The organism is Gammaproteobacteria bacterium (genome assembly GCA_016712635.1).
Taxonomy (GTDB): Bacteria; Pseudomonadota; Gammaproteobacteria; order SZUA-140; family SZUA-140; genus JADJWH01.
This window is the reverse complement of record JADJQS010000001.1, coordinates 341225-359139: the sequence shown is the minus strand read 5'-3', so window position 1 is coordinate 359139 and position 17915 is coordinate 341225. Positions and strand designations below refer to the sequence as shown.

The following is a 17915-nucleotide window of genomic DNA, read 5'->3' as shown; positions in this document are numbered from 1 at the left end:
GAGCTGCGATGGCGATCATCGATCTGATCCGGCACGGCGAACCGGAAGGCGGGCGGCGTTACCGCGGTGCGACCGACGATCCGCTCACCGCGGAAGGCTGGCGCCAGATGGAGGCCGCCGTGGCGGGCGCATCGCCCTGGCAGCGGATCTACACCTCGCCGCTGCGGCGCTGCAGCGAGTTCGCCCGCGCGCTCGGCGCGCGCATGGAGGTGCCGGTGCACGAGGATGCGCGCCTGCAGGAGCTCGGCTACGGCGCGTGGGAAGGGCTGACGCCGGAGGAGATCCGCCGGCAGGACCCCGGGCAGCTGGCGCGCTTCTTCAACGATCCGCTCGCGCATCAGCCCGCCGGCGCCGAACCGCTCGCGGATTTCCAGCGGCGCGTGCTCGCGGGATGGCGGGACATCCTGCAGGCGTGCGCCAATGAGCAGGTGTTGCTGGTCGCGCACGCCGGTACGCTGCGCGCCGTGCTCGGGCAGGTGCTCGGGATGCCGCTGCAGAACATGTTCCGGATCAATATCGGCTATGCGGCGAGGATCCGCATCCGCAGCGAGGGCGACCGCCCGCCTGCACTGGTCATAGAAGGGATTGACTGATGAGACAGCTTTTCCATATCCGCGCCGTGATGTTCGTTCTGGCGCTGGTGTGCGGGGCGGCACAGGCCGTCACGCTGACGGACGACCGCGGCAAGGAACTCACGCTGGAGCAGCCGGTCGCGCGCATCGTCAGTCTCGCACCGAACCTGACCGAGCTGCTGTTCGAGGCCGGTGCCGGCGACCGCCTGATCGGCGCGGTGGCCTACAGCGACTTTCCGGATGCGGCGCGGCGCGTGCCGCGCATCGGGGAGGCCTCGCGCCTGAACATTGAGGAGATCCTGGCGATGAAGCCCGATCTGGTTGTCGCGTGGATGTCCGGCAACAATCGCGAGGACTATGAAAAACTCGAGCGGGTGGGGCTCAAGGTATATGTCCTCGAGCCTGACAGGATCGCGCGCATCCCGAACATCATCGAGGATCTCGGCCGCCTGACGGGGACGGGGGACGTCGCGGACCGCGCCGCCGATGCCTTCCGCGGGAGGTATGCCGACCTGCAGCGGCGTTACGCCGGCCGCACGCCGGTGTCGGTGTTCTACCAGATCTGGGAGCGGCCGCTGATGACCATCAACGGCGCGCACTTCATCAGCGACGTGCTGCGCCAGTGCGGCGGCAGGAATGTCTTTGATTCGCTGCCCCTGCTCGCGCCCGCGGTGGATCTCGAGGCGGTCATCGCGACCGACCCGCAGGCAATCCTGATCAACGCCTCGGCCGGCGATCCCGACAACTGGCGCCGCTGGCCGACTGTCACCGCGGCCCGCCTGGGCAATATCTTCATCATTCACGACGACCTGATATCGCGCCCGACCTCGCGCCTGCTCGACGGCATGGAGCAGTTGTGCGACATCCTCAACACCGCCCGCATCCGCCTCAGCAACGACACCCGGCAATAGCTGCCTGGGCAGGCGACGCGTCGTACGGGGACAGATTTCGCCAGGAAGGGGACAGATTTCAAATCTGTCCCCATACACCGGATCTAAAATCAGCCCCCGCACACCGAATCCGTCATGCCCGCGCAGGCGGGCATCCAGGCCCTTGAATCACCGGATTCCCGCCATCGCCTTCGCGAGGGCAAGCTTTATGTCCGCGCCAGGAAGGGGACAGATTTGAAATCTGTCCCCATGCACCGGATCAAAAATCTGTCCCCATACGCCGCACGCGACAGCGGATGGCCGTGCCGCACCGGCAGACTCACGAATCGGATTTGATGCGCGGCGAACGCCAGTAGGTCTCGCGGCCGTTGCCGAGCCGGGTCAGCACGCGCGAGATCACGAACAGCAGGTCCGACAGGCGGTTCAGGTAGGCGAGGATGTGTTCATTGACCGGCTGGATGCGGCTGAGCGCATAGACGTGGCGCTCGGCGCGGCGGCACACCGCGCGCGCGAGGTGGCAGCGCGCCGAGGTCTCGTTGCCGCCGGGCAGGATGAACTCGCGCAGCGGCGTCAGCGTCGCGTTGTACATCTCGAGCTGTTTCTCCAGGCCGGTGACCGGCTTCGCCTTGAAGGCGCTGGTGCCGGGCAGGCTGAGTTCACCGCCGATGTCGAACAGTGTCTGCTGGATCTCGGTCAGGCTGTGGTGCAGGTCCTTCGGCATCTCCTGGCTGTTGAGCAGCAGGCCGATCATGCTGTTCAGTTCGTCGATGTCGCCGATGGCCTCGATGCGGGGATGGTCCTTGCCGACCTGCGTGCCATCGCCGAGGCCGGTCGTGCCCTTGTCGCCCTTGCGGGTAAAAATTCTGGAGAGACGATGTCCCATGGCGCCTTGTCCTTCATGAACGGTGATCTATTGTAACCATTCGCCGCGCCGCTCCGATACGCCGGGGCGGATGCGGAAAGTTCAGACCCGGACGTCGAGCAGGCGGTAGTGAACCGGCAGCAGCATGTCCACGCTGCCGTCCAATGCGCCGCCGGGGAGCTGCAGAGCGCGTGCGCGTGACAGGCTGTCGATCGCGGCGTTGTCCAGCACCCTGTGGCCGGAGCTGCCGACGATGTGGATGCCGGTCAGGCGTCCGTCCGTCTCCACGCGCAGGGCGAGGGTGACCTCGCCCTCCCAGCCCTTGCGCCGCGCGAGCATCGGATAATAGAAGTGGACGGTGAAGGCCTCCTTCAGCGAGTCCATCACCTGCCCGCTGGTGTAGTGAGCGGAGGTAGACATGGAATCCGGTGCGGCGTGCGGAGTGCTCTCCGCCGATGCCGTCTCGAATGACTCGGGGCCGGATGAGGCGTCCGCCAGGCTCTTCTCCTGTGTCTCTGTTGCGGCCTCAGGAACCCTGGACTGGCCTTTCGTTGGCTGGGCCGGATCCATCGCGGGATTCATTGCTGTGGATTCGGAACCGGATGCAGAATTTCCCTGTTCCGGAAGTGGGGCAGTGAGGGCGGCGGTTTTCGCAGGCGCCGCGACTGGCGCCGGCGCGAGCAGGGTGACCTGGATCGGCGCCGGCTGCGCAGGCCGGAACGGTGACGGCGGTTGCCAGGCGAGCGCGAATACGCCCGCGTGCAGCGCGAGCGAGGCCGCGATGGCAAACCCGGGAACGCCGCCGCGATCCATCATTCGCCGGCTCCGGCCGCTTGCCAGGCAAGCTGCACGAAGACCGAGCGCTCGGCGGTATTGTAACCGTCGGCGATCACGTACTCCTTGTCGAACAGGTTCTCGATACGCCCGCGCAGCGTCCAGTCCGCGCCGAGGCGCGCGGCGGCGGTGAGGTTCATCAGGCCGTATCCGCTCATGACGATGTCGGTGAAGTCGGAATCCTTGCGTTCGTCGGTCAACAGCAGGTCGGCGCCAAGCTGGTAGCGGCCGAGGTCGTACGTGGCGGATGACGTCAGGCTGTGGCGTGCGCGCCGCGGCAGGGGGTCGCCGGTGACCTGGTTCTCCGGATCCTGCGCGATCGCCTCGACACGCGCGTGCCAGCGCTCTCCGGCGAAGGCATAGCCGGCCTCGACGCCGCGTATCCTCGCCTCGCCGATGTTGATCGTCTGCGAGGCGCCGAAATCGAACTCGATCAGGTCCTCGATGTCATTCTGGAACGCGCTCAGCGTCATGGTCTGCCGCGGCGTCAGCCTGTGGCGCAGGCCGAGCTCGAGGTTGCGCGCCTCCTCGGGGTCGAGGTCCGGGTTGCCGCCGAAGCCGAAGCGGTCGGTGCCATCCGGGGCGCGAAACGCGGTGCCGGCCGCCGCGGTCACGCGCGTTGCATCGGATATGTGGAAACCGTACTCCACATCCCAGGTGGTATTGCCGCCGAAGGTCTCATGGTCGGTGTGGCGCGCGGCGAACAGCCAGCGGTGCGCGCCGAGCTCGATCGCATCCTGCAGGTAGAGTGCGTTGACGTCGGTCGTCTCGTCGAACAGCGTGCCGAAGCTGAGCGCGCTGACGTCCTCCTGAGACAGCAGCACGCCGGCGGTGAGCAGTTGCGCCGCGCCGAGCTGCACGTCGTTCTGCCAGTCGAGCGTCAGCCGCTCGGTGTGCGCATGGTCATCATCCTGGTTCTGGTCGATCTCGTCGGTCGCGCGGCCCGCTTGCAGGTGGCTCGCCCAGCCGGCGGCGGGCTCGGCGCGCAGGTTCAGCGCGGTGACGGCGTTCTCGTAATCCTGGTCGATCGGGGTGAGGAAGAAGTCGAGGTATTCGACGTTGCCGGCGGCCTGGAAATGGCTGAGCTCGGCGTCGAGTGCGCCAAGGCGCGTCCCGGCAAAGGCCTTGATGCTGGTGTTGTCGTATCCGCTTTCGATCTCGGAAGTGGTGCGGGCGGCGTAACCGTCGGTGTCGCGCGCCGCGATCGCGAGGCCGATGCGCCGGTCCCCGTCGCGATGCGAGGCGCCGCCGCTCAGTTCGCGTGTGCCGAAGCTTCCCGCGCCGGCCGCCGCGTCCAGGCGTGTACCTTCAGGCGCGCCGCGGGTGATGATGTTGATGACGCCGCCGATGGCGTCCGAGCCGTACAGTGCGGAGCGCGGGCCCTTCACGATCTCGATGCGTTCGATCAGGGCCGGTGTCAGGTTGTTGATCGCCGCTCCGCCGATGGTGCCGGGGTTCATGCGCACGCCGTCGATCAGGACCAGCGTGTGGTTGCTGTCGGTGCCGCGCAGGAACAGCGAGGCGGGCTGACCCGGTCCGCCGTTGCGGCCGATGTCGAGCCCGGCGTGGAAGCGCAGCAGGTCGGCGACATCCGTCGCCTGGCTGCGCTCGATGTCCGCGCGCGTGATGACGATCACCGGCGCGAGCGCCTCGTCGGCGATCTGCGCCGTGCGAGTCGCTGAAACGATGACCGGCGGAGACTGCTCGGCGGCGATGATGAAAGGGGATGACAGGCAGGCGAGCAGCCCGCCGCAGAAGCGGAGCAAGGATTTTTTCATGTGACACTCCCGGTGTTCGCGCACACCCGCGCGCGGATTTTTGTTGTCGACCGGCAGTGCGTGGCGGAACTACGGGCAGGAGTATGGAGACCTGACCATGCCGCCCGCCGCGACACTGCATCGCTTCGTTCGGGCCGGTCTCCGGGCTCGCAAGCGGATCTTCCGATCCTGGACTGACGCCTTCCCGTGCTTGCGCACAGTGGCCTGATGTCAGCCCTTGTCTTGCTTACCGTTGCGGGGGCAGCATCGGGATTGTCGTGGACGCGTTGGTCCGGACTCACCGATTTCCCGTTTCATCCCTAGTGCGATTTGCCGTCGGGACACCTGAACGAGCCCCAAAGATACAAGAGAAGCCGTGCAAGGGCAAACGGTTTGAGGGGAGTAGCGGCGAGGGGTGTGGCGGGGTTAAAACACAGGGCCGAGGACAGCGTGAAAGGAAAAAGCCGTGTCTGCCTTGACTGGATGTTTTGGTATTTACTCAGTCCTCGGCACTCAGTCCAGCCTTCCCCGCCCGGTCGCGTGCGAACTGCCAGGCGACGCGGCCGCTGCGCGAACCGCGCGCCAGCGCGTAGCGCAGTGCCTCGCGGCGGATGTCCTCGGCCTCGTCCAATGGAGCGCCCAATCCCCGCAGCCAGCTGAAACAGATGTCGAGATAGTGGTCCTGGCTGAACGGGTAGAACGACAGCCACAGGCCGAAGCGTTCCGACAGTGAAATCTTCTCCTCCATCGCCTCGCCGTGATGGATCTCACCGCCGAGCAGGCGCGCCTGTTCGTTCTCGTCCATGTACTCGGGCAGCAGGTGGCGGCGGTTCGAGGTCGCGTAGACCAGCACGTTGTCCGCCGTCCCGGCCAGCGAGCCGTCGAGCACCGCCTTCAGCGCCTTGTAACTCGGGTCGTCCGCCTCGAACGACAGGTCGTCGCAAAACAGGATGAAGCGCTCTGGGCGGTCGTGAACAAGGTTTACGATATCAGGCAGATCCGCAAGATGGCGCGGCTCTACCTCGATCACGCGCAGCCCGCGCGCCGCATATTCAGTCAGCAGTGTATTGATGAGCGATGACTTTCCCGGTGCCGCGCGAGCCCCACAGCAGCGCGTTGTTGGCCGGCAGGCCCGCGAGGAACTGGCGCGTGTTGCGATCGATCTCGTTTTTCTGTTCGTCGATTTTGTGCAGGTCGGCAAGGCGGATACGGTGGGGATGCCGGACGGCTTCGAGATCGCCGCGTCCATGTCGATGGCGCCACAGGCACGCGATGGATTTCTCCCAGTCGATGGTCGCGGATCGGGGCGTATACAGCGCATCGAGTCGCTCGACCAGGCGTTCGATGCGGGCAAATAACTGATCCGGTTCCTGCATGGAAACTCCGTCCCGGGCATGTCTGCCCCGGGGCAGACTCGGCTGAAGGCCGGGGGCGGTTCACGCCCCTGGCCTTCAGATTGAAGAAACGACCGGAAGTCAGAACGCGAAGCTGAAACCGGCGGATATCGCGTTCGGCGTGCCGCCCGGGACGGTGGCGACCTCGTCGCCATGTCCGCCGTCGACGGCGCGGTACTGGGCGTTTTCCTCGTTGTCGGTCATGCCGAAGGCGGCATAGAGCTGCGTCTGCTCATCGAGCTGGCGCGTGACACCGAGTCCGATCTTGAGCGCGCCGGAGTCGCCCTGGCCGTCATGGCTGTCGGCGATCAGCACCTGCGCCTCGTAGGTGTAGGCGCCCATGCGGTAGCTGCCGTTGACGCCGACCACGTTGCGGTCGAGGTCGGGCATGTCGTCCGCGCTGATGGTCTCGAAGATCAGCCCGACCTGGCCGTCGCGGGTGACCTGGTGGCTCGCCGCGAGACGGATACCGTCGACGTTGCCGCCGCCCTGCAGGTTGGACCAGTCCTCGTAGCCGAACGATAGCCTGAGCAGCCCGAGGGTGTACCAGGCGGCGGCGCTGAACATGTCGTTGTCATTGTCGTCGACATTGTCGCCGGTGCCGTCCTGCGCGTCGGTCGCGTACATGGCCTGGACTTCCAGCGCCTGGAAGGTGTTCATGTACAGCAGGGCATTGCGGGCGCGCTGGTTCATCACGTCGCCGTCGACGGCGCTCGCACCGAGTATGGAGCGGCGCTCGCCGACCGTATTGCCGAGCACGCCCCAGCGCGTGCCGACGCTCTTGAACGGCGTGTCGTGATAGCCGAACAGGACGGTGCCGAAGTTGTTCCCCTGGAAGCCGGCGAACGTGTTGCGGGTGGCGAATTCGCCGCCGCCCTCGTCGGTGCGGTATTCCTGCTCCAGCTGCCAGACCAGTGAAAGCCCGGGATTGATGTCGTGCCGGCCTTTCAGGCCCAGCGCGGATTCATTGCTCGACAGGCTCAGGTTGCTGGAATCGCCGGGGGCGTCGGTGTCGCTGAGATCGAGTGACACGTCGATCTTGCCATAGGCCTCGAGCGCCTGGCCGGCCAGCGGGACGGCGGCGCCGGCGAACGGCGAGACGGCAAGCGCCGCGCCCGCAACGAGGGCCGGGATGGTGATTTTCGCAGGGTGTGCATTCATCAGTGCGCTTCCTTCGGTTGACGATGCCGGCATTATAGCGGTGCGGTTGTCCGAACTGAAATCCATCATTCTGATTGCATTCGCGAATCAGGGGCGGGTCGGGCGCCTGCTCTGCATGCGGATGTATCCGGTGCGGGTCCGGGATCCTGGCATGCATTGCCGCTTCGCGCGCCTGCCGGGCGTTATGGGGCATGCCGATCCGATGCCTCGATATTTGGCACCATTAAAGTGCCTGTCTGAAGACATATTCACTAATATGGTGCGCATTTGGCCCGCATTATCGGCCGAAAAAATCATTATGCATATGTATCTTATATGGTTTTCTGTTCTGGTGCGGTTCTTGCTGAAAACTCACCATTTTGATGCAGCATATATAAAAAGGAGAGAACGATGGAGAGCCTGCAGACCGGCAGTGATGTCCTGTTTCTGTTGATGGGCGCCGTCATGGTGCTCGCGATGCACGCCGGATTCGCGTTCCTGGAGGTCGGGACGGTGCGGCGCAAGAACCAGGTCAACGCCCTGGTGAAGATCATCAGCGATTTTTCCATCTCCACCATCGCCTATTTTTTCATCGGATACGGCATCGCCTACGGCATCGATTTCATGCAGGGCGCGAGTGCCCTGACCGAGAAAAACGGGTATGAACTGGTGAAGTTTTCTTCCTGCTGACCTTCGCCGCGGCGATCCCCGCGATCATCTCGGGCGGCATCGCCGAGCGCGCCCGCTTCTATCCGCAGCTTGCCGCCAGCTTCCTGCTCGTGGCTCTTATATATCCGCTGTTCGAAGGGATCAGCTGGAACGGGCTGTTCGGGATCCAGGACTGGCTGGAGTCGCAGTTCGGCGCCAGATTCCATGACTTCGCCGGGTCGGTGGTGGTGCACGCCATGGGCGGCTGGCTCGCTCTCGCCGCCGTGCTGATGCTGGGCGCGCGGCGCGGGCGTTACGGCAAGGACGGCAGCGTGAGCGCGCATCCGCCGTCCAGCATCCCGTTCCTGGCGCTGGGCGCGTGGGTGCTCACGGTGGGCTGGTTCGGGTTCAATGTCATGTCCGCGCAGAGCGTGCAGGCGGTCAGCGGACTGGTCGCGCTGAACTCGCTGATGGCGATGGTCGGCGGCGTGCTGGCGGCGCTCGTCATGGGCAGGAACGACCCCGGCTTCGTCCATAACGGCCCGCTCGCGGGCCTCGTGGCGGTGTGCGCCGGTTCGGACGTGATGCACCCGGTCGGGGCGCTGGTGACCGGCGTCATCGCGGGGGTGTTGTTCGTGTGGACCTTCACCCTGACGCAGAACCGCTGGCGCATCGACGATGTCCTCGGGGTGTGGCCGCTGCACGGTCTGTGCGGGGCCTGGGGCGGTATCGCGGCCGGGATCTTCGGGCAGGCGGCGCTCGGCGGCCTGGGCGGGGTCGCGCTGTCCTCGCAGCTGATCGGGACCGGCCTCGGCATCGCGATCGCCCTGATCGGCGGCGCCGTGGTCTATGGGGGAATGAAGGCCGTGGTCGGCATCCGGCTGGGCGCCGAGGAGGAGTATCAGGGGGCGGATCTCAGCATCCACAAGATAAAGTCGGAATCTCCCTATAATGAATAGCTTAGGCGTTATTCTCGGGGGAGTCCGCCCCCGTTGTCACATTCGTTCAGTGGAAAGACGCCGCCAACGTAGTAGTTTAAGAAGTCCGTCGGCAAGTACTTTAATTGGGGTATGGGACGCAAGTTATACATCAAGACCTTCGGCTGTCAGATGAACGAATATGATTCCGCCCGCATGGCTGACATGCTGGCGGAGTCTCACGGACTGGAACTCACCTCCCGCCCCGAAGAGGCGGATGTCCTCCTGTTGAACACCTGCTCCGTGCGCGACAAGGCCCAGGAGAAGGTGTTTTCCGAGCTGGGCCGCTGGCGGGAATGGAAAGGCGGGAGACCCGGCCGGATCCTCGGCGTGGGCGGGTGCGTCGCCAGCCAGGAGGGCGCCGCGATCCATCAGAGGTCTCCCTACGTCGATCTGGTCTTTGGACCCCAGACCCTGCACCGGCTCCCGCAGCTACTCGATGCGGCGCGCGCCCGGACCGCCGCCCCGGTCGTCGACATCTCCTTCCCGGAGATCGAGAAATTCGACCGCCTGCCGGCGCCGTCCGTGTCCGGTCCGAGCGTCTTCGTCTCCATCATGGAGGGCTGCAGCAAGTACTGCAGCTTCTGCGTCGTGCCCTACACCCGCGGGGAGGAGGTGAGCCGCCCCTTCGATGGCGTACTAGCCGAGGTCGCCCTGCACGCCGCGCGCGGCGCACGCGAGGTGACCCTCCTCGGACAGAACGTCAATGCCTACCGCGGTGCAATGGATGGCGGCGCCGAGGCCGACCTGGCCCTGCTGATCCACTACGTTGCGGCGATCGAGGGCATTGAACGCATCCGTTTCACCACCTCGCACCCGCTCGAGTTCAACGCCAGCCTGATCCAGGCCTACGCCGAGGTGCCCAAGCTGGCGGATCATGTGCACCTGCCGGTACAGAGCGGATCGGACCGCGTCCTCGCCCTGATGAAGCGGGGACACACCGCGCTCGAGTACCGGTCCATCGTGCGCCGCCTGCGCGCCGTGCGCCCGGACATCAGCATCTCCTCGGATTTCATCGTCGGCTTCCCGGGCGAGACCGACGCCGACTTCGAGGCCACGCTGGACCTGATCGAGGCGGTGCGATTCGATCATTCCTACAGTTTTATATATAGTCCGCGCCCGGGCACCCCGGCGGCCGCCTGTGCCGACGACGTGCCGCCCGCCGTGAAGCAGGAGCGCCTGCGGCGCCTGCAGGACAGGATCAACGGGCTGTCCGCCGGTTACCGCGCGGCGATGGTCGGAAGCGTGCAGCGCGTGCTGGTCGAAGGCCGGTCGCGCCGCTCCGGGTCGCAGCTGTCCGGCAAGACCTCGAACAACAATACGGTCAACTTCACCGGGCCGGAGCAACTGATCGGCGGCATGACCGACGTCCTGATCAGCGCAGACGCCGGCAGCTCCCTGCGCGGCGAACTCGCGGCGCCGCTTCCCGCCGCGGCGAAGGGCCGGGCCGCGGCCAACTGGATCTGAATGGCGCGACGACTTCCAGAGATGGACCCTGCTCCCGCGACCGGCCCCGTGAGCGTACACGCCCAGGCCAATGACCTGGTGCTGGAGCCCGTCGACAACCAGCGCCTGGCCAATCTGTGCGGCCAGCTCGACGAGCACATCAAGCAGGTCGAGCGCGGACTCGGCGTGGAGATCAGCAACCGCGGCAATATGTTCCGCATCAGCGGCCCCGCGGCGCCCGCGCAGGCCGCGCGCCGCCTGCTGAAACAGCTCTATGACGAGACCGCGAAGACGCCGCCGCTGACGCCCGCGCGCGTGCATCTGCTGCTGCAGTCGGCGGACTCCGAGGCGGCGGCGGGGGAACCCGCGGCGCAGCCGCAGGACATCACCACGCGGCACGCCTACATCACCCCGCGCGGGGTGAACCAGCGCCGCTACGTGGAGAACATACGCAGCTTCGACATCAACTTCGGCATCGGTCCGGCGGGAACGGGCAAGACGTATCTGGCCGTCGCCTGCGCCGTCGCGGCGCTCGAGCGCGAGGAGGTGCGCCGCATCCTGCTGGTGCGTCCGGCGGTGGAGGCGGGCGAGCGCCTCGGCTTCCTGCCCGGCGACATGGCGCAGAAGATCGATCCCTACCTGCGGCCGCTGTACGACGCCCTCTATGAGATGCTCGGTTTCGAGCGCGTCTCCAAGCTGATCGAGCGCAATGTGATCGAGGTGGCGCCGCTCGCCTTCATGCGCGGGCGCACGCTGAACGAATCCTTCATCATCCTCGACGAGGCCCAGAACACCACCACCGAGCAGATGAAGATGTTCCTGACGCGCATCGGTTTCGGATCCACCGTGGTGGTGACCGGAGACGTCACCCAGATCGACCTGCCGCGCGACCGCGCCTCGGGCCTGCGCCACGCGGTCGAGATCCTGAAGGACGTCGAAGGTATCAGTTTCGTGTTTTTCCTGGCGCGCGACGTGGTGCGCCATCCCCTGGTGCAGAGCATCGTCGCGGCCTACGACAGGGCCGAGGGCAGGCAGGATGGCGGCTAGGTCCGGCGGGGAACCCATGGCGCTCGAACTGGATGTGCAGTACGCGACCGGTTCCGCGGCCGGCCTGCCGGCGCGGCGCAGCATCGAATCCTGGGTGCGGGCGGCGCTCGCCGGACGCAGGCGCGGGGCGCAGCTCGCGGTGCGCATCGTCGCGGAGGACGAGGGGCGCGCGCTGAACGAACGCTACCGGCGCCGCGCCGGGCCGACCAACGTGCTGTCCTTCCCGTTCGAACATCCGGGCCGCATGCGGCCGCCGCTGCTCGGGGACATCGTGCTGTGCGCCCCGGTGGTGCAGCGCGAGGCGGCCGCGCAGGGCAAGGCGCCGCGCGCGCACTGGGCGCATCTCGTCGTGCACGGCGTGCTGCATCTGCTCGGCCACGACCACGAGGACGCGCGCGAGGCGGCGCGCATGGAAGGACTGGAAACGAAGATACTGGCGACGCTGGGCTATCCCGATCCCTATGCATCGGAGCGCCCGCCGGCGCCCGCCCGCCGCCGCACCTCAATTCACACTGGAGCAGGCAGAGAACAATGAGCGAAGTGGATACGGGTTCCGAGGCGGCGCCCCGCTCCTGGCTGGCGAAGCTCAGCAAGGCGCTCACCGGGGAGCCGCACAGCCTGGAGGATCTGATCGAGATGCTGCGCGACGCGCAGCAGCGCGGGTTGCTGGACATTGACGCGCTGGCGATGATCGAGGGGGTGCTGCAGGTCTCCGAGATGCGCGTGCGCGACATCATGATCCCGCGTGCGCAGATGGTGGTGGTCGAGCGCGACGCCACCCTCCAGCAGATCCTGCCGATCATCACCGAGTCGGCCCACTCGCGCTTCCCGGTCATCGGCGAGAGCAAGGACGAGGTCGTCGGCATCCTGCTGGCGAAGGACCTGCTGCCCTACCTGATCGGCGAGCGCGAAGACGAGTTCAACGTGCGCGACATCCTGCGCCCGGCGGTGTTCATCCCGGAGAGCAAGCGGCTGAACATGCTGCTGAAGGAGTTCCGCTCGATGCGCAACCACATCGCGCTGGTGGTGGACGAGTATGGCGGCATCGATGGCCTGGTGACCATCGAGGACGTGCTGGAGCAGATCGTCGGCGAGATCGTCGACGAGCACGACATCGACGACAACCTCTACATCATGAAGCACAGCGAGAAGCGCTACACCGTGAAGGCGCTCACCCCGGTCGGCGATTTCAACGCGTATTTCAACACCCATTTCAGCGATGAGGAATACGACACCATCGGCGGGCTCGTGATGCGCGAATTCGGCCGCCTGCCCCGGCGCGGCGAGGTGCGCGACATCGACCAGTTCCGTTTCAAGGTGCTGCACGCCGACAGTCGCAGGATCCACCTGCTGCAGTTGACGCTGGTCGATCTCGAGGCCGGCGAGACCGCGGCGGACACGGCCACGGCGCAGCCGCGCTGACCCCAGCCCCTCCATGACCCTGGCGTCGTCCCGCTGGCGGGGTAGCGTGCTGGCCCTGGCCGCCGGCGCGGCGCTGCCGCTCGCGTTCGCCCCGTTCGACTTCTATCCGCTCGCGGTCGTGTGCGCCGCCCTGCTGTTCGCCTCCTGGCGCGACGCGGAGCCGCGCCAGGCACTGTGGCGCGGCTACCTGTCCGGCCTCGCGCTGTTCGGCCTCGGCGTGAACTGGGTGTATGTGAGCATGCATGACTTCGGCGGCATGAGCGCGGTGCAGTCCGTGGCCGTGACCGCCCTGCTCGTGGTTGTGCTGGCCGTATTCCCGGCGCTGGCCGCCTGCGCCGCGGTGCGCCTGTCGCGGCGGCCTGGCATCGGGCCGGCACCCGCGCTGCTGTTGATCTATCCCGCCTCGTGGACCCTCTTCGAATGGGTGCGCGGCTGGTTCCTGACCGGGTTCCCCTGGCTGAACTTCGGCTACAGCCAGGTCGAGGCCCCGCTGGCGGGGCTCGCCCCGCTCGTCGGGGTCTACGGCGTTTCGCTCGCGGTGGCGCTGAGCGGGGCGCTGCTGCTGGGCGCGTTCGAGCGGCGCGGGACTGTCCGCTTCCGCCTGCGCCACCTGGTCGTCCTGGCGGCGCTGTGGCTGGGCGCTGCGCTGGCCGGGGCGGTCGAGTGGACACAGCCGGATGGCCGGCCGCTGCGCGTCAGCCTGGTGCAGGGCAACGTATCGCAGGACATGAAATGGCTGCCGGGGATGATGGAGCCGACCGTCGCGCTGTACCGCGAATTGTCGCGCGCGCACTGGGGCAGCGACCTGATTGTCTGGCCGGAGACCGCGATGCCGATGTATTACCTGCAGGCCGTCCCCTACCTGGACGAGCTGGGCGAGGAGGCGCGCGCGCACGGGACCGAGCTGCTGGTGGGCCTGATCTATCTGGATCCCGCCACCGACAATTACTACAACAGCATGGTCAGCGTGGGCGGCGCGGCCGGTCCCCGGCAGGTCTATCACAAGCACCACCTGGTGCCTTTCACCGAGTATCTGCCGATGAAGGCGGCGCTGGCCGGCCTGGTCGACATCATGAACGTCCCGATGTCCGATTTCAGCGCCGGTCCCGCACGGCAGGCGCCGTTCGCGGTGGCGGGCCAGCAGGTCGGGATGTCGATCTGCTACGAGGACGCCTTCGGCGAGGAGATGATCCGCATGCTGCCGCGCGCCACGCTGCTGGTCAATGTCAGCAACGACGCCTGGTTCGGCCGCTCGCTGGCCCCTTTTCAGCACCTGCAGATTGCCCGCATGCGCGCGCTGGAGACCGGCCGTCCGCTGCTGCGTTCCACCAATACCGGCGTCTCGGCGCTGATTGGCCACCGCGGCGAACTGCTCGGCACCTCGCCCCAGTTCGAGGTCCATGTCCTGAGCGGCGAGGTCCAGCCGCGCCAGGGCGCCACGCCCTACGTGCGGGTGGGGAACTGGGCGTTTCTGGTGCTGGCGGGGGTGATGGTAGCGCTGGGGGTCTTAAGGGTGAGGCGTGAGGGGTGAGGCGTTAGGGGTAAAAAATATCAGGGCATAAAGTGCTTGATAAGGGATGTGGGGCGGGTATGCTTTTGACTCCTCACTCCTCACTCCTCACTCCTCACTCCTCACTCCTCCTCCTCACTCCTCACAAATACGGTTTCCCGGCACTTCGGGCACGGCGGAATATGCGAGGTGGCGTGGAAATGCAGCAGCTCGCCGCAGGCGGTGCAGCGCAGCGTGCCGATGCCGGTGATCTCGCCGGTGTGGTATTCGGAGGCGCGGCGCGCCTGCTGTTCCAGCGCGAGGAGTTCGACCCGGGTCCGGTCGGCGACGCCGGTGAACAGTTCGAGCAGGCGCGCCTCGATCAGTCCGACGTCGAACTTGAGCCAGTCGATCAGTTCGCGGTTCTCCGGACGGTTCAGGTAGGCGGCGGCGTGCCCGATGTCGCGTTCGATGAAGGCGCCGATCTTCACGGCCTCCTCGCGCGTCAGCTCGTTGAGTTCGATCATCTTGAGCTCGGCGGCATCGATCAGGTGACGGAGTGCGGGCCGCGCGTGCCTTTCCGCCCGGTCGCCGAGGTGCTTGATGTGTTCCAGCATGCGGTTGTAGGCGTGGATATGGTGTTCGCCGCCGCCGTGTCTGCCGCTCTCGCTCATGGTCGTGCCTCTCGTCCTCGCCAATCGGGTCCGTGTTGTTCATTCTACCCGCGCTACGGTATGCTAACACCATTTAGTTCATCCATATTTTCCCCTGACCGTCAGTGCCGATGAAGCAAGTAACTCCACGCGGGGATTACCTCCCGGCGGAATTCGAGGGGCGCGTCCAGCGCGCCTGGGATGAGGCGGGCGTCTATCGCGCCGCCGAGGATCCCGCGCGCGAGAAATACTATTGCCTGTCGATGTTTCCCTATCCGAGCGGGCGCCTGCACATGGGCCATGTGCGCAACTACACCATCGGCGACGTGATCGCGCGTTACCAGCGCATGCAGGGCAGGAACGTGCTGCAGCCCATGGGCTGGGACGCCTTCGGGCTGCCGGCGGAAAACGCGGCGATGAACAACGGCGTGCCGCCGGCGCGCTGGACCTACGAGAACATCGATTACATGCGCGGCCAGCTCAAGTCGCTCGGCTTCGCCATCGACTGGCGGCGCGAGCTCGCCACCTGCCGGCCCGAGTATTACCGCTGGAACCAGTGGCTGTTCCTGCGCCTACTCGAAAAGGGCATCGTCTACCGCAGGACCGGGGTGGTGAACTGGGACCCGGTCGACCAGACCGTGCTCGCCAACGAGCAGGTGATCGACGGCCGCGGCTGGCGCACCGGCGCGGTGGTGGAGAAGCGCGAGATCCCGATGTACTACATGGCGATCACGCGGTATGCGGAGGAGCTGCTGGCTGACCTCGACACGCTGGGCGACTGGCCCGAGCAGGTGCGGCTGATGCAGCAGAACTGGATCGGCAAGAGCTTCGGCGTGCGCATCGGCTTCCCGCATGCGATCGAAGGCGGCGGCGTGTTGTGGGTGTTCACCACGCGGGCGGATACCCTGATGGGCGCGACCTACGTCGCGGTCGCCGCCGAGCACCCGCTCGCGCTGCATGCGGCCAAGACCGATCCCGCGCTCGCCGCCTTCATCGAGGAGTGCAGGCGAGGCGGCGTCACCGAGGCCGAACTCGCCACCCAGGAGAAGAAGGGCATGGCGACCGGCCTGACCGTTACCCACCCGCTCACCGGCGAGCAACTGCCGCTGTGGGTGGCGAATTATGTGCTGATGGGCTACGGCGAGGGCGCGGTGATGGCGGTGCCGGCGCATGATGAGCGGGACTTCGAGTTCGCGACGAAGTATGGGCTGCCGATCAGGTCGGTAATCGTGAAGCGTGAGGAGTCAGGCGTGAGGAGTAAAGACGCAGCCGGTGCGCCACACGCCACACACCTCACGCCTCACGAGGCCATGACCGAGCACGGTGTCTGCGCCAACTCAGGCAAGTACGACGGCCTTGATTTCGACCAGGCGGTCGACGCCATCGCCGCCGATCTCGCCGCGAAGAATCTCGGCGAGAAGAAGGTGACCTGGCGCCTGCGCGACTGGGGCATCTCGCGCCAGCGCTACTGGGGCACGCCGATCCCGCTGATCAAATGTCCCGCCTGCGGCGACGTGCCGGTGCCGGATGAACAATTGCCGGTGGTGCTGCCGGAGGATCTGGTGCCGGACGGCTCCGGCAATCCGCTGGCGAAGTCCGCGGCGTTCCTGAATTGCGCCTGCCCGAGCTGCGGCGGCGCGGCCCGGCGCGAGACCGATACCATGGACACCTTCGTCGATTCGTCCTGGTATTTCCTGCGCTACGCCAGCTTCGACGGCAAGACGATGGTGGACTCACGCGCCGACTACTGGATGCCGGTGGACCAGTACATCGGCGGCATCGAGCACGCGATCCTGCACCTGCTCTATTCGCGCTTCTGGACCAAGGCGATGCGCGACCTCGGCCTGACCGCGGTGCGCGAGCCGTTCCGCCGGCTGCTCACCCAGGGGATGGTGCTGAACCACATCTTCTCCCGCAAGGGCGCCGCCTCCGGCATCAGCTACTACGCGCCCGACGAGGTGGAGGTGGCGCGCGACGAGCAGGGGCGCATCGTGTCCGCTGTCGCGAAGAAGGACGGCCAGCCGGTCGAGTACGGCGGCATGGGCACGATGTCGAAGTCGAAGAAGAACGGCGTCGATCCCCAGGAACTGGTGCGCCGCTACGGCGCCGACACGGTGCGCCTGTTCATCATCTTCGCCGCGCCGCCCGAGCAGACGCTCGAATGGTCGGACGCCGGCGTCGAGGGCGCGGCGCGTTTTCTGAAGCGGCTGTGGAAGCTCGCCGCCGCGCACATCGAGGAGGGCGCTGCGCCCGCGCCGGTCTCCCCGGGCGCGCTGACCGACGCCCAGCGCGAGCTGCGCCGCCAGGTGCATCAGGCCATCGCCAAGGTGAGCGACGACATCGGACGTCGCTACACCTTCAACACGGCGATCGCCGCCGTGATGGAGCTGGTCAACGCCATGGGCCGCTTCGACGACGCCTCGCCGGCCGGACGCGCGGTGATGCGCGAGGCTGTGGAGGCCGCGGTCCTGCTGCTGGCGCCGGTGGTGCCGCATGTCTGCGAGGTGCTGTGGGAGGACCTGGGCCGGGAAGGCTCCGTGGTCGACGCCGCCTGGCCGCAAGTGGACGCGGCGGCGCTGGCCAGGGACACCCTGGAGATCGTGGTGCAGGTCAACGGCAAGCTGCGCGGGCAGGTCAGCGTGGCGGTGGATGCGAGCCGGGAGACGGTCGAGCGAGCCGCGCTGGGCGAGGAGAACGTGCGGCGCTTCATCGACGGGAAGGCGGTGAAGAAGGTCATCGTGGTGCCGGGCAAGCTGGTCAATATCGTTGTGTGAGGCGTGAAGC

General features: G+C 66.6%; 13 protein-coding genes, 2 pseudogenes and 1 riboswitch. Of the genes and pseudogenes, 9 read left to right on the top strand and 6 right to left on the bottom strand.

What is annotated here, in order from left to right; all coding sequences use genetic code 11:
- The first annotated feature begins 8 nt into the window (after nucleotides 1–8).
- Nucleotides 9–593 carry an alpha-ribazole phosphatase family protein gene (locus IPK65_01550; protein ID MBK8161865.1) on the top strand — a complete coding sequence of 195 codons (585 nt, stop codon included), beginning with the start codon at nucleotides 9–11 and terminating at the stop codon, nucleotides 591–593.
- A gap of 29 nt (nucleotides 594–622) precedes the next feature.
- On the top strand, nucleotides 623–1483 hold the full coding sequence (locus IPK65_01545; protein ID MBK8161864.1) for a cobalamin-binding protein: 861 nt from the start codon (nucleotides 623–625) through the stop codon (nucleotides 1481–1483).
- Nucleotides 1484–1781: 298 nt separating this feature from the next.
- On the opposite strand, the gene IPK65_01540 is transcribed toward IPK65_01545, so the two are convergent.
- The 5 genes and pseudogenes from IPK65_01540 to IPK65_01520 form a co-directional block, all read right to left on the bottom strand.
- Nucleotides 1782–2345: a cob(I)yrinic acid a,c-diamide adenosyltransferase gene (locus IPK65_01540; GenBank protein ID MBK8161863.1), complete on the bottom strand. Its 564-nt coding sequence runs from the start codon at nucleotides 2343–2345 to the stop codon at nucleotides 1782–1784.
- 81 nt (nucleotides 2346–2426) lie between these two features.
- Nucleotides 2427–3140 (bottom strand): energy transducer TonB, encoded by a 714-nt coding sequence (locus IPK65_01535; protein MBK8161862.1) that lies wholly within the window; start codon nucleotides 3138–3140, stop codon nucleotides 2427–2429.
- A complete protein-coding gene (locus IPK65_01530) occupies nucleotides 3137–4936 on the bottom strand; it encodes a TonB-dependent receptor (GenBank protein MBK8161861.1) in 1800 nt (599 codons plus the stop codon). The genes IPK65_01535 and IPK65_01530 overlap by 4 nt, the downstream gene beginning before the upstream one ends.
- Nucleotides 4937–5050: 114 nt before the next feature.
- A riboswitch (cobalamin riboswitch) is annotated at nucleotides 5051–5279 on the bottom strand.
- A gap of 135 nt (nucleotides 5280–5414) precedes the next feature.
- Nucleotides 5415–6291, bottom strand: a pseudogene (locus tag IPK65_01525) (ATP-binding protein).
- Nucleotides 6292–6390: 99 nt separating this feature from the next.
- The gene (locus tag IPK65_01520) at nucleotides 6391–7470 is read right to left on the bottom strand and encodes a porin (protein ID MBK8161860.1); all 1080 of its coding nucleotides are present in this window, start codon (nucleotides 7468–7470) and stop codon (nucleotides 6391–6393) included.
- Between the two features lie 390 nt (nucleotides 7471–7860).
- Between IPK65_01520 and IPK65_01515 the strand changes: the two are divergent.
- The 6 genes and pseudogenes from IPK65_01515 (at nucleotide 7861) to lnt (ending at nucleotide 14520) form a co-directional block, all read left to right on the top strand.
- Nucleotides 7861–9056 (top strand): annotated as a pseudogene (locus IPK65_01515) (ammonium transporter).
- A gap of 111 nt (nucleotides 9057–9167) precedes the next feature.
- Nucleotides 9168–10541: a tRNA (N6-isopentenyl adenosine(37)-C2)-methylthiotransferase MiaB gene (gene miaB / locus IPK65_01510; GenBank protein MBK8161859.1), complete on the top strand. Its 1374-nt coding sequence runs from the start codon at nucleotides 9168–9170 to the stop codon at nucleotides 10539–10541.
- Nucleotides 10542–10562: 21 nt separating this feature from the next.
- Nucleotides 10563–11567 carry a PhoH family protein gene (locus IPK65_01505; GenBank protein ID MBK8161858.1) on the top strand — a complete coding sequence of 335 codons (1005 nt, stop codon included), beginning with the start codon at nucleotides 10563–10565 and terminating at the stop codon, nucleotides 11565–11567.
- Nucleotides 11568–11583: 16 nt separating this feature from the next.
- Nucleotides 11584–12102: an rRNA maturation RNase YbeY gene (gene ybeY / locus IPK65_01500; GenBank protein MBK8161857.1), complete on the top strand. Its 519-nt coding sequence runs from the start codon at nucleotides 11584–11586 to the stop codon at nucleotides 12100–12102.
- Entirely contained in the window at nucleotides 12099–12989 is an 891-nt protein-coding gene (locus tag IPK65_01495) for a CBS domain-containing protein (protein ID MBK8161856.1), read from the top strand. The genes ybeY and IPK65_01495 overlap by 4 nt, the downstream gene beginning before the upstream one ends.
- A gap of 13 nt (nucleotides 12990–13002) precedes the next feature.
- Nucleotides 13003–14520 carry an apolipoprotein N-acyltransferase gene (gene lnt / locus IPK65_01490; GenBank protein MBK8161855.1) on the top strand — a complete coding sequence of 506 codons (1518 nt, stop codon included), beginning with the start codon at nucleotides 13003–13005 and terminating at the stop codon, nucleotides 14518–14520.
- Nucleotides 14521–14621: 101 nt separating this feature from the next.
- Here lnt and IPK65_01485 read toward each other — a convergent pair whose 3' ends face one another.
- Nucleotides 14622–15152: a zinc ribbon-containing protein gene (locus tag IPK65_01485; protein ID MBK8161854.1), complete on the bottom strand. Its 531-nt coding sequence runs from the start codon at nucleotides 15150–15152 to the stop codon at nucleotides 14622–14624.
- A 110-nt stretch (nucleotides 15153–15262) separates the two neighbouring features.
- Between IPK65_01485 and IPK65_01480 the strand changes: the two genes are divergently transcribed.
- Entirely contained in the window at nucleotides 15263–17905 is a 2643-nt protein-coding gene (locus tag IPK65_01480) for a leucine--tRNA ligase (GenBank protein ID MBK8161853.1), read from the top strand.
- Nucleotides 17906–17915 lie beyond the last annotated feature (10 nt).

What these genes read in the sequence shown, in the direction of transcription:
- IPK65_01550 (MBK8161865.1), top strand. Translation starts at nt 9, where the DNA reads ATGGCGATCATCGATCTGATCCGGCACGGCGAACCGGAAGGCGGGCGG.
- IPK65_01545 (MBK8161864.1), top strand. Translation starts at nt 623, where the DNA reads ATGTTCGTTCTGGCGCTGGTGTGCGGGGCGGCACAGGCCGTCACGCTG.
- IPK65_01540 (MBK8161863.1), bottom strand. Translation starts at nt 2,345, where the DNA reads ATGGGACATCGTCTCTCCAGAATTTTTACCCGCAAGGGCGACAAGGGC.
- IPK65_01535 (MBK8161862.1), bottom strand. Translation starts at nt 3,140, where the DNA reads ATGATGGATCGCGGCGGCGTTCCCGGGTTTGCCATCGCGGCCTCGCTC.
- IPK65_01530 (MBK8161861.1), bottom strand. Translation starts at nt 4,936, where the DNA reads ATGAAAAAATCCTTGCTCCGCTTCTGCGGCGGGCTGCTCGCCTGCCTG.
- IPK65_01520 (MBK8161860.1), bottom strand. Translation starts at nt 7,470, where the DNA reads ATGAATGCACACCCTGCGAAAATCACCATCCCGGCCCTCGTTGCGGGC.
- miaB (MBK8161859.1), top strand. Translation starts at nt 9,168, where the DNA reads ATGGGACGCAAGTTATACATCAAGACCTTCGGCTGTCAGATGAACGAA.
- IPK65_01505 (MBK8161858.1), top strand. Translation starts at nt 10,563, where the DNA reads ATGGACCCTGCTCCCGCGACCGGCCCCGTGAGCGTACACGCCCAGGCC.
- ybeY (MBK8161857.1), top strand. Translation starts at nt 11,584, where the DNA reads ATGGCGCTCGAACTGGATGTGCAGTACGCGACCGGTTCCGCGGCCGGC.
- IPK65_01495 (MBK8161856.1), top strand. Translation starts at nt 12,099, where the DNA reads ATGAGCGAAGTGGATACGGGTTCCGAGGCGGCGCCCCGCTCCTGGCTG.
- lnt (MBK8161855.1), top strand. Translation starts at nt 13,003, where the DNA reads ATGACCCTGGCGTCGTCCCGCTGGCGGGGTAGCGTGCTGGCCCTGGCC.
- IPK65_01485 (MBK8161854.1), bottom strand. Translation starts at nt 15,152, where the DNA reads ATGAGCGAGAGCGGCAGACACGGCGGCGGCGAACACCATATCCACGCC.
- IPK65_01480 (MBK8161853.1), top strand. Translation starts at nt 15,263, where the DNA reads ATGAAGCAAGTAACTCCACGCGGGGATTACCTCCCGGCGGAATTCGAG.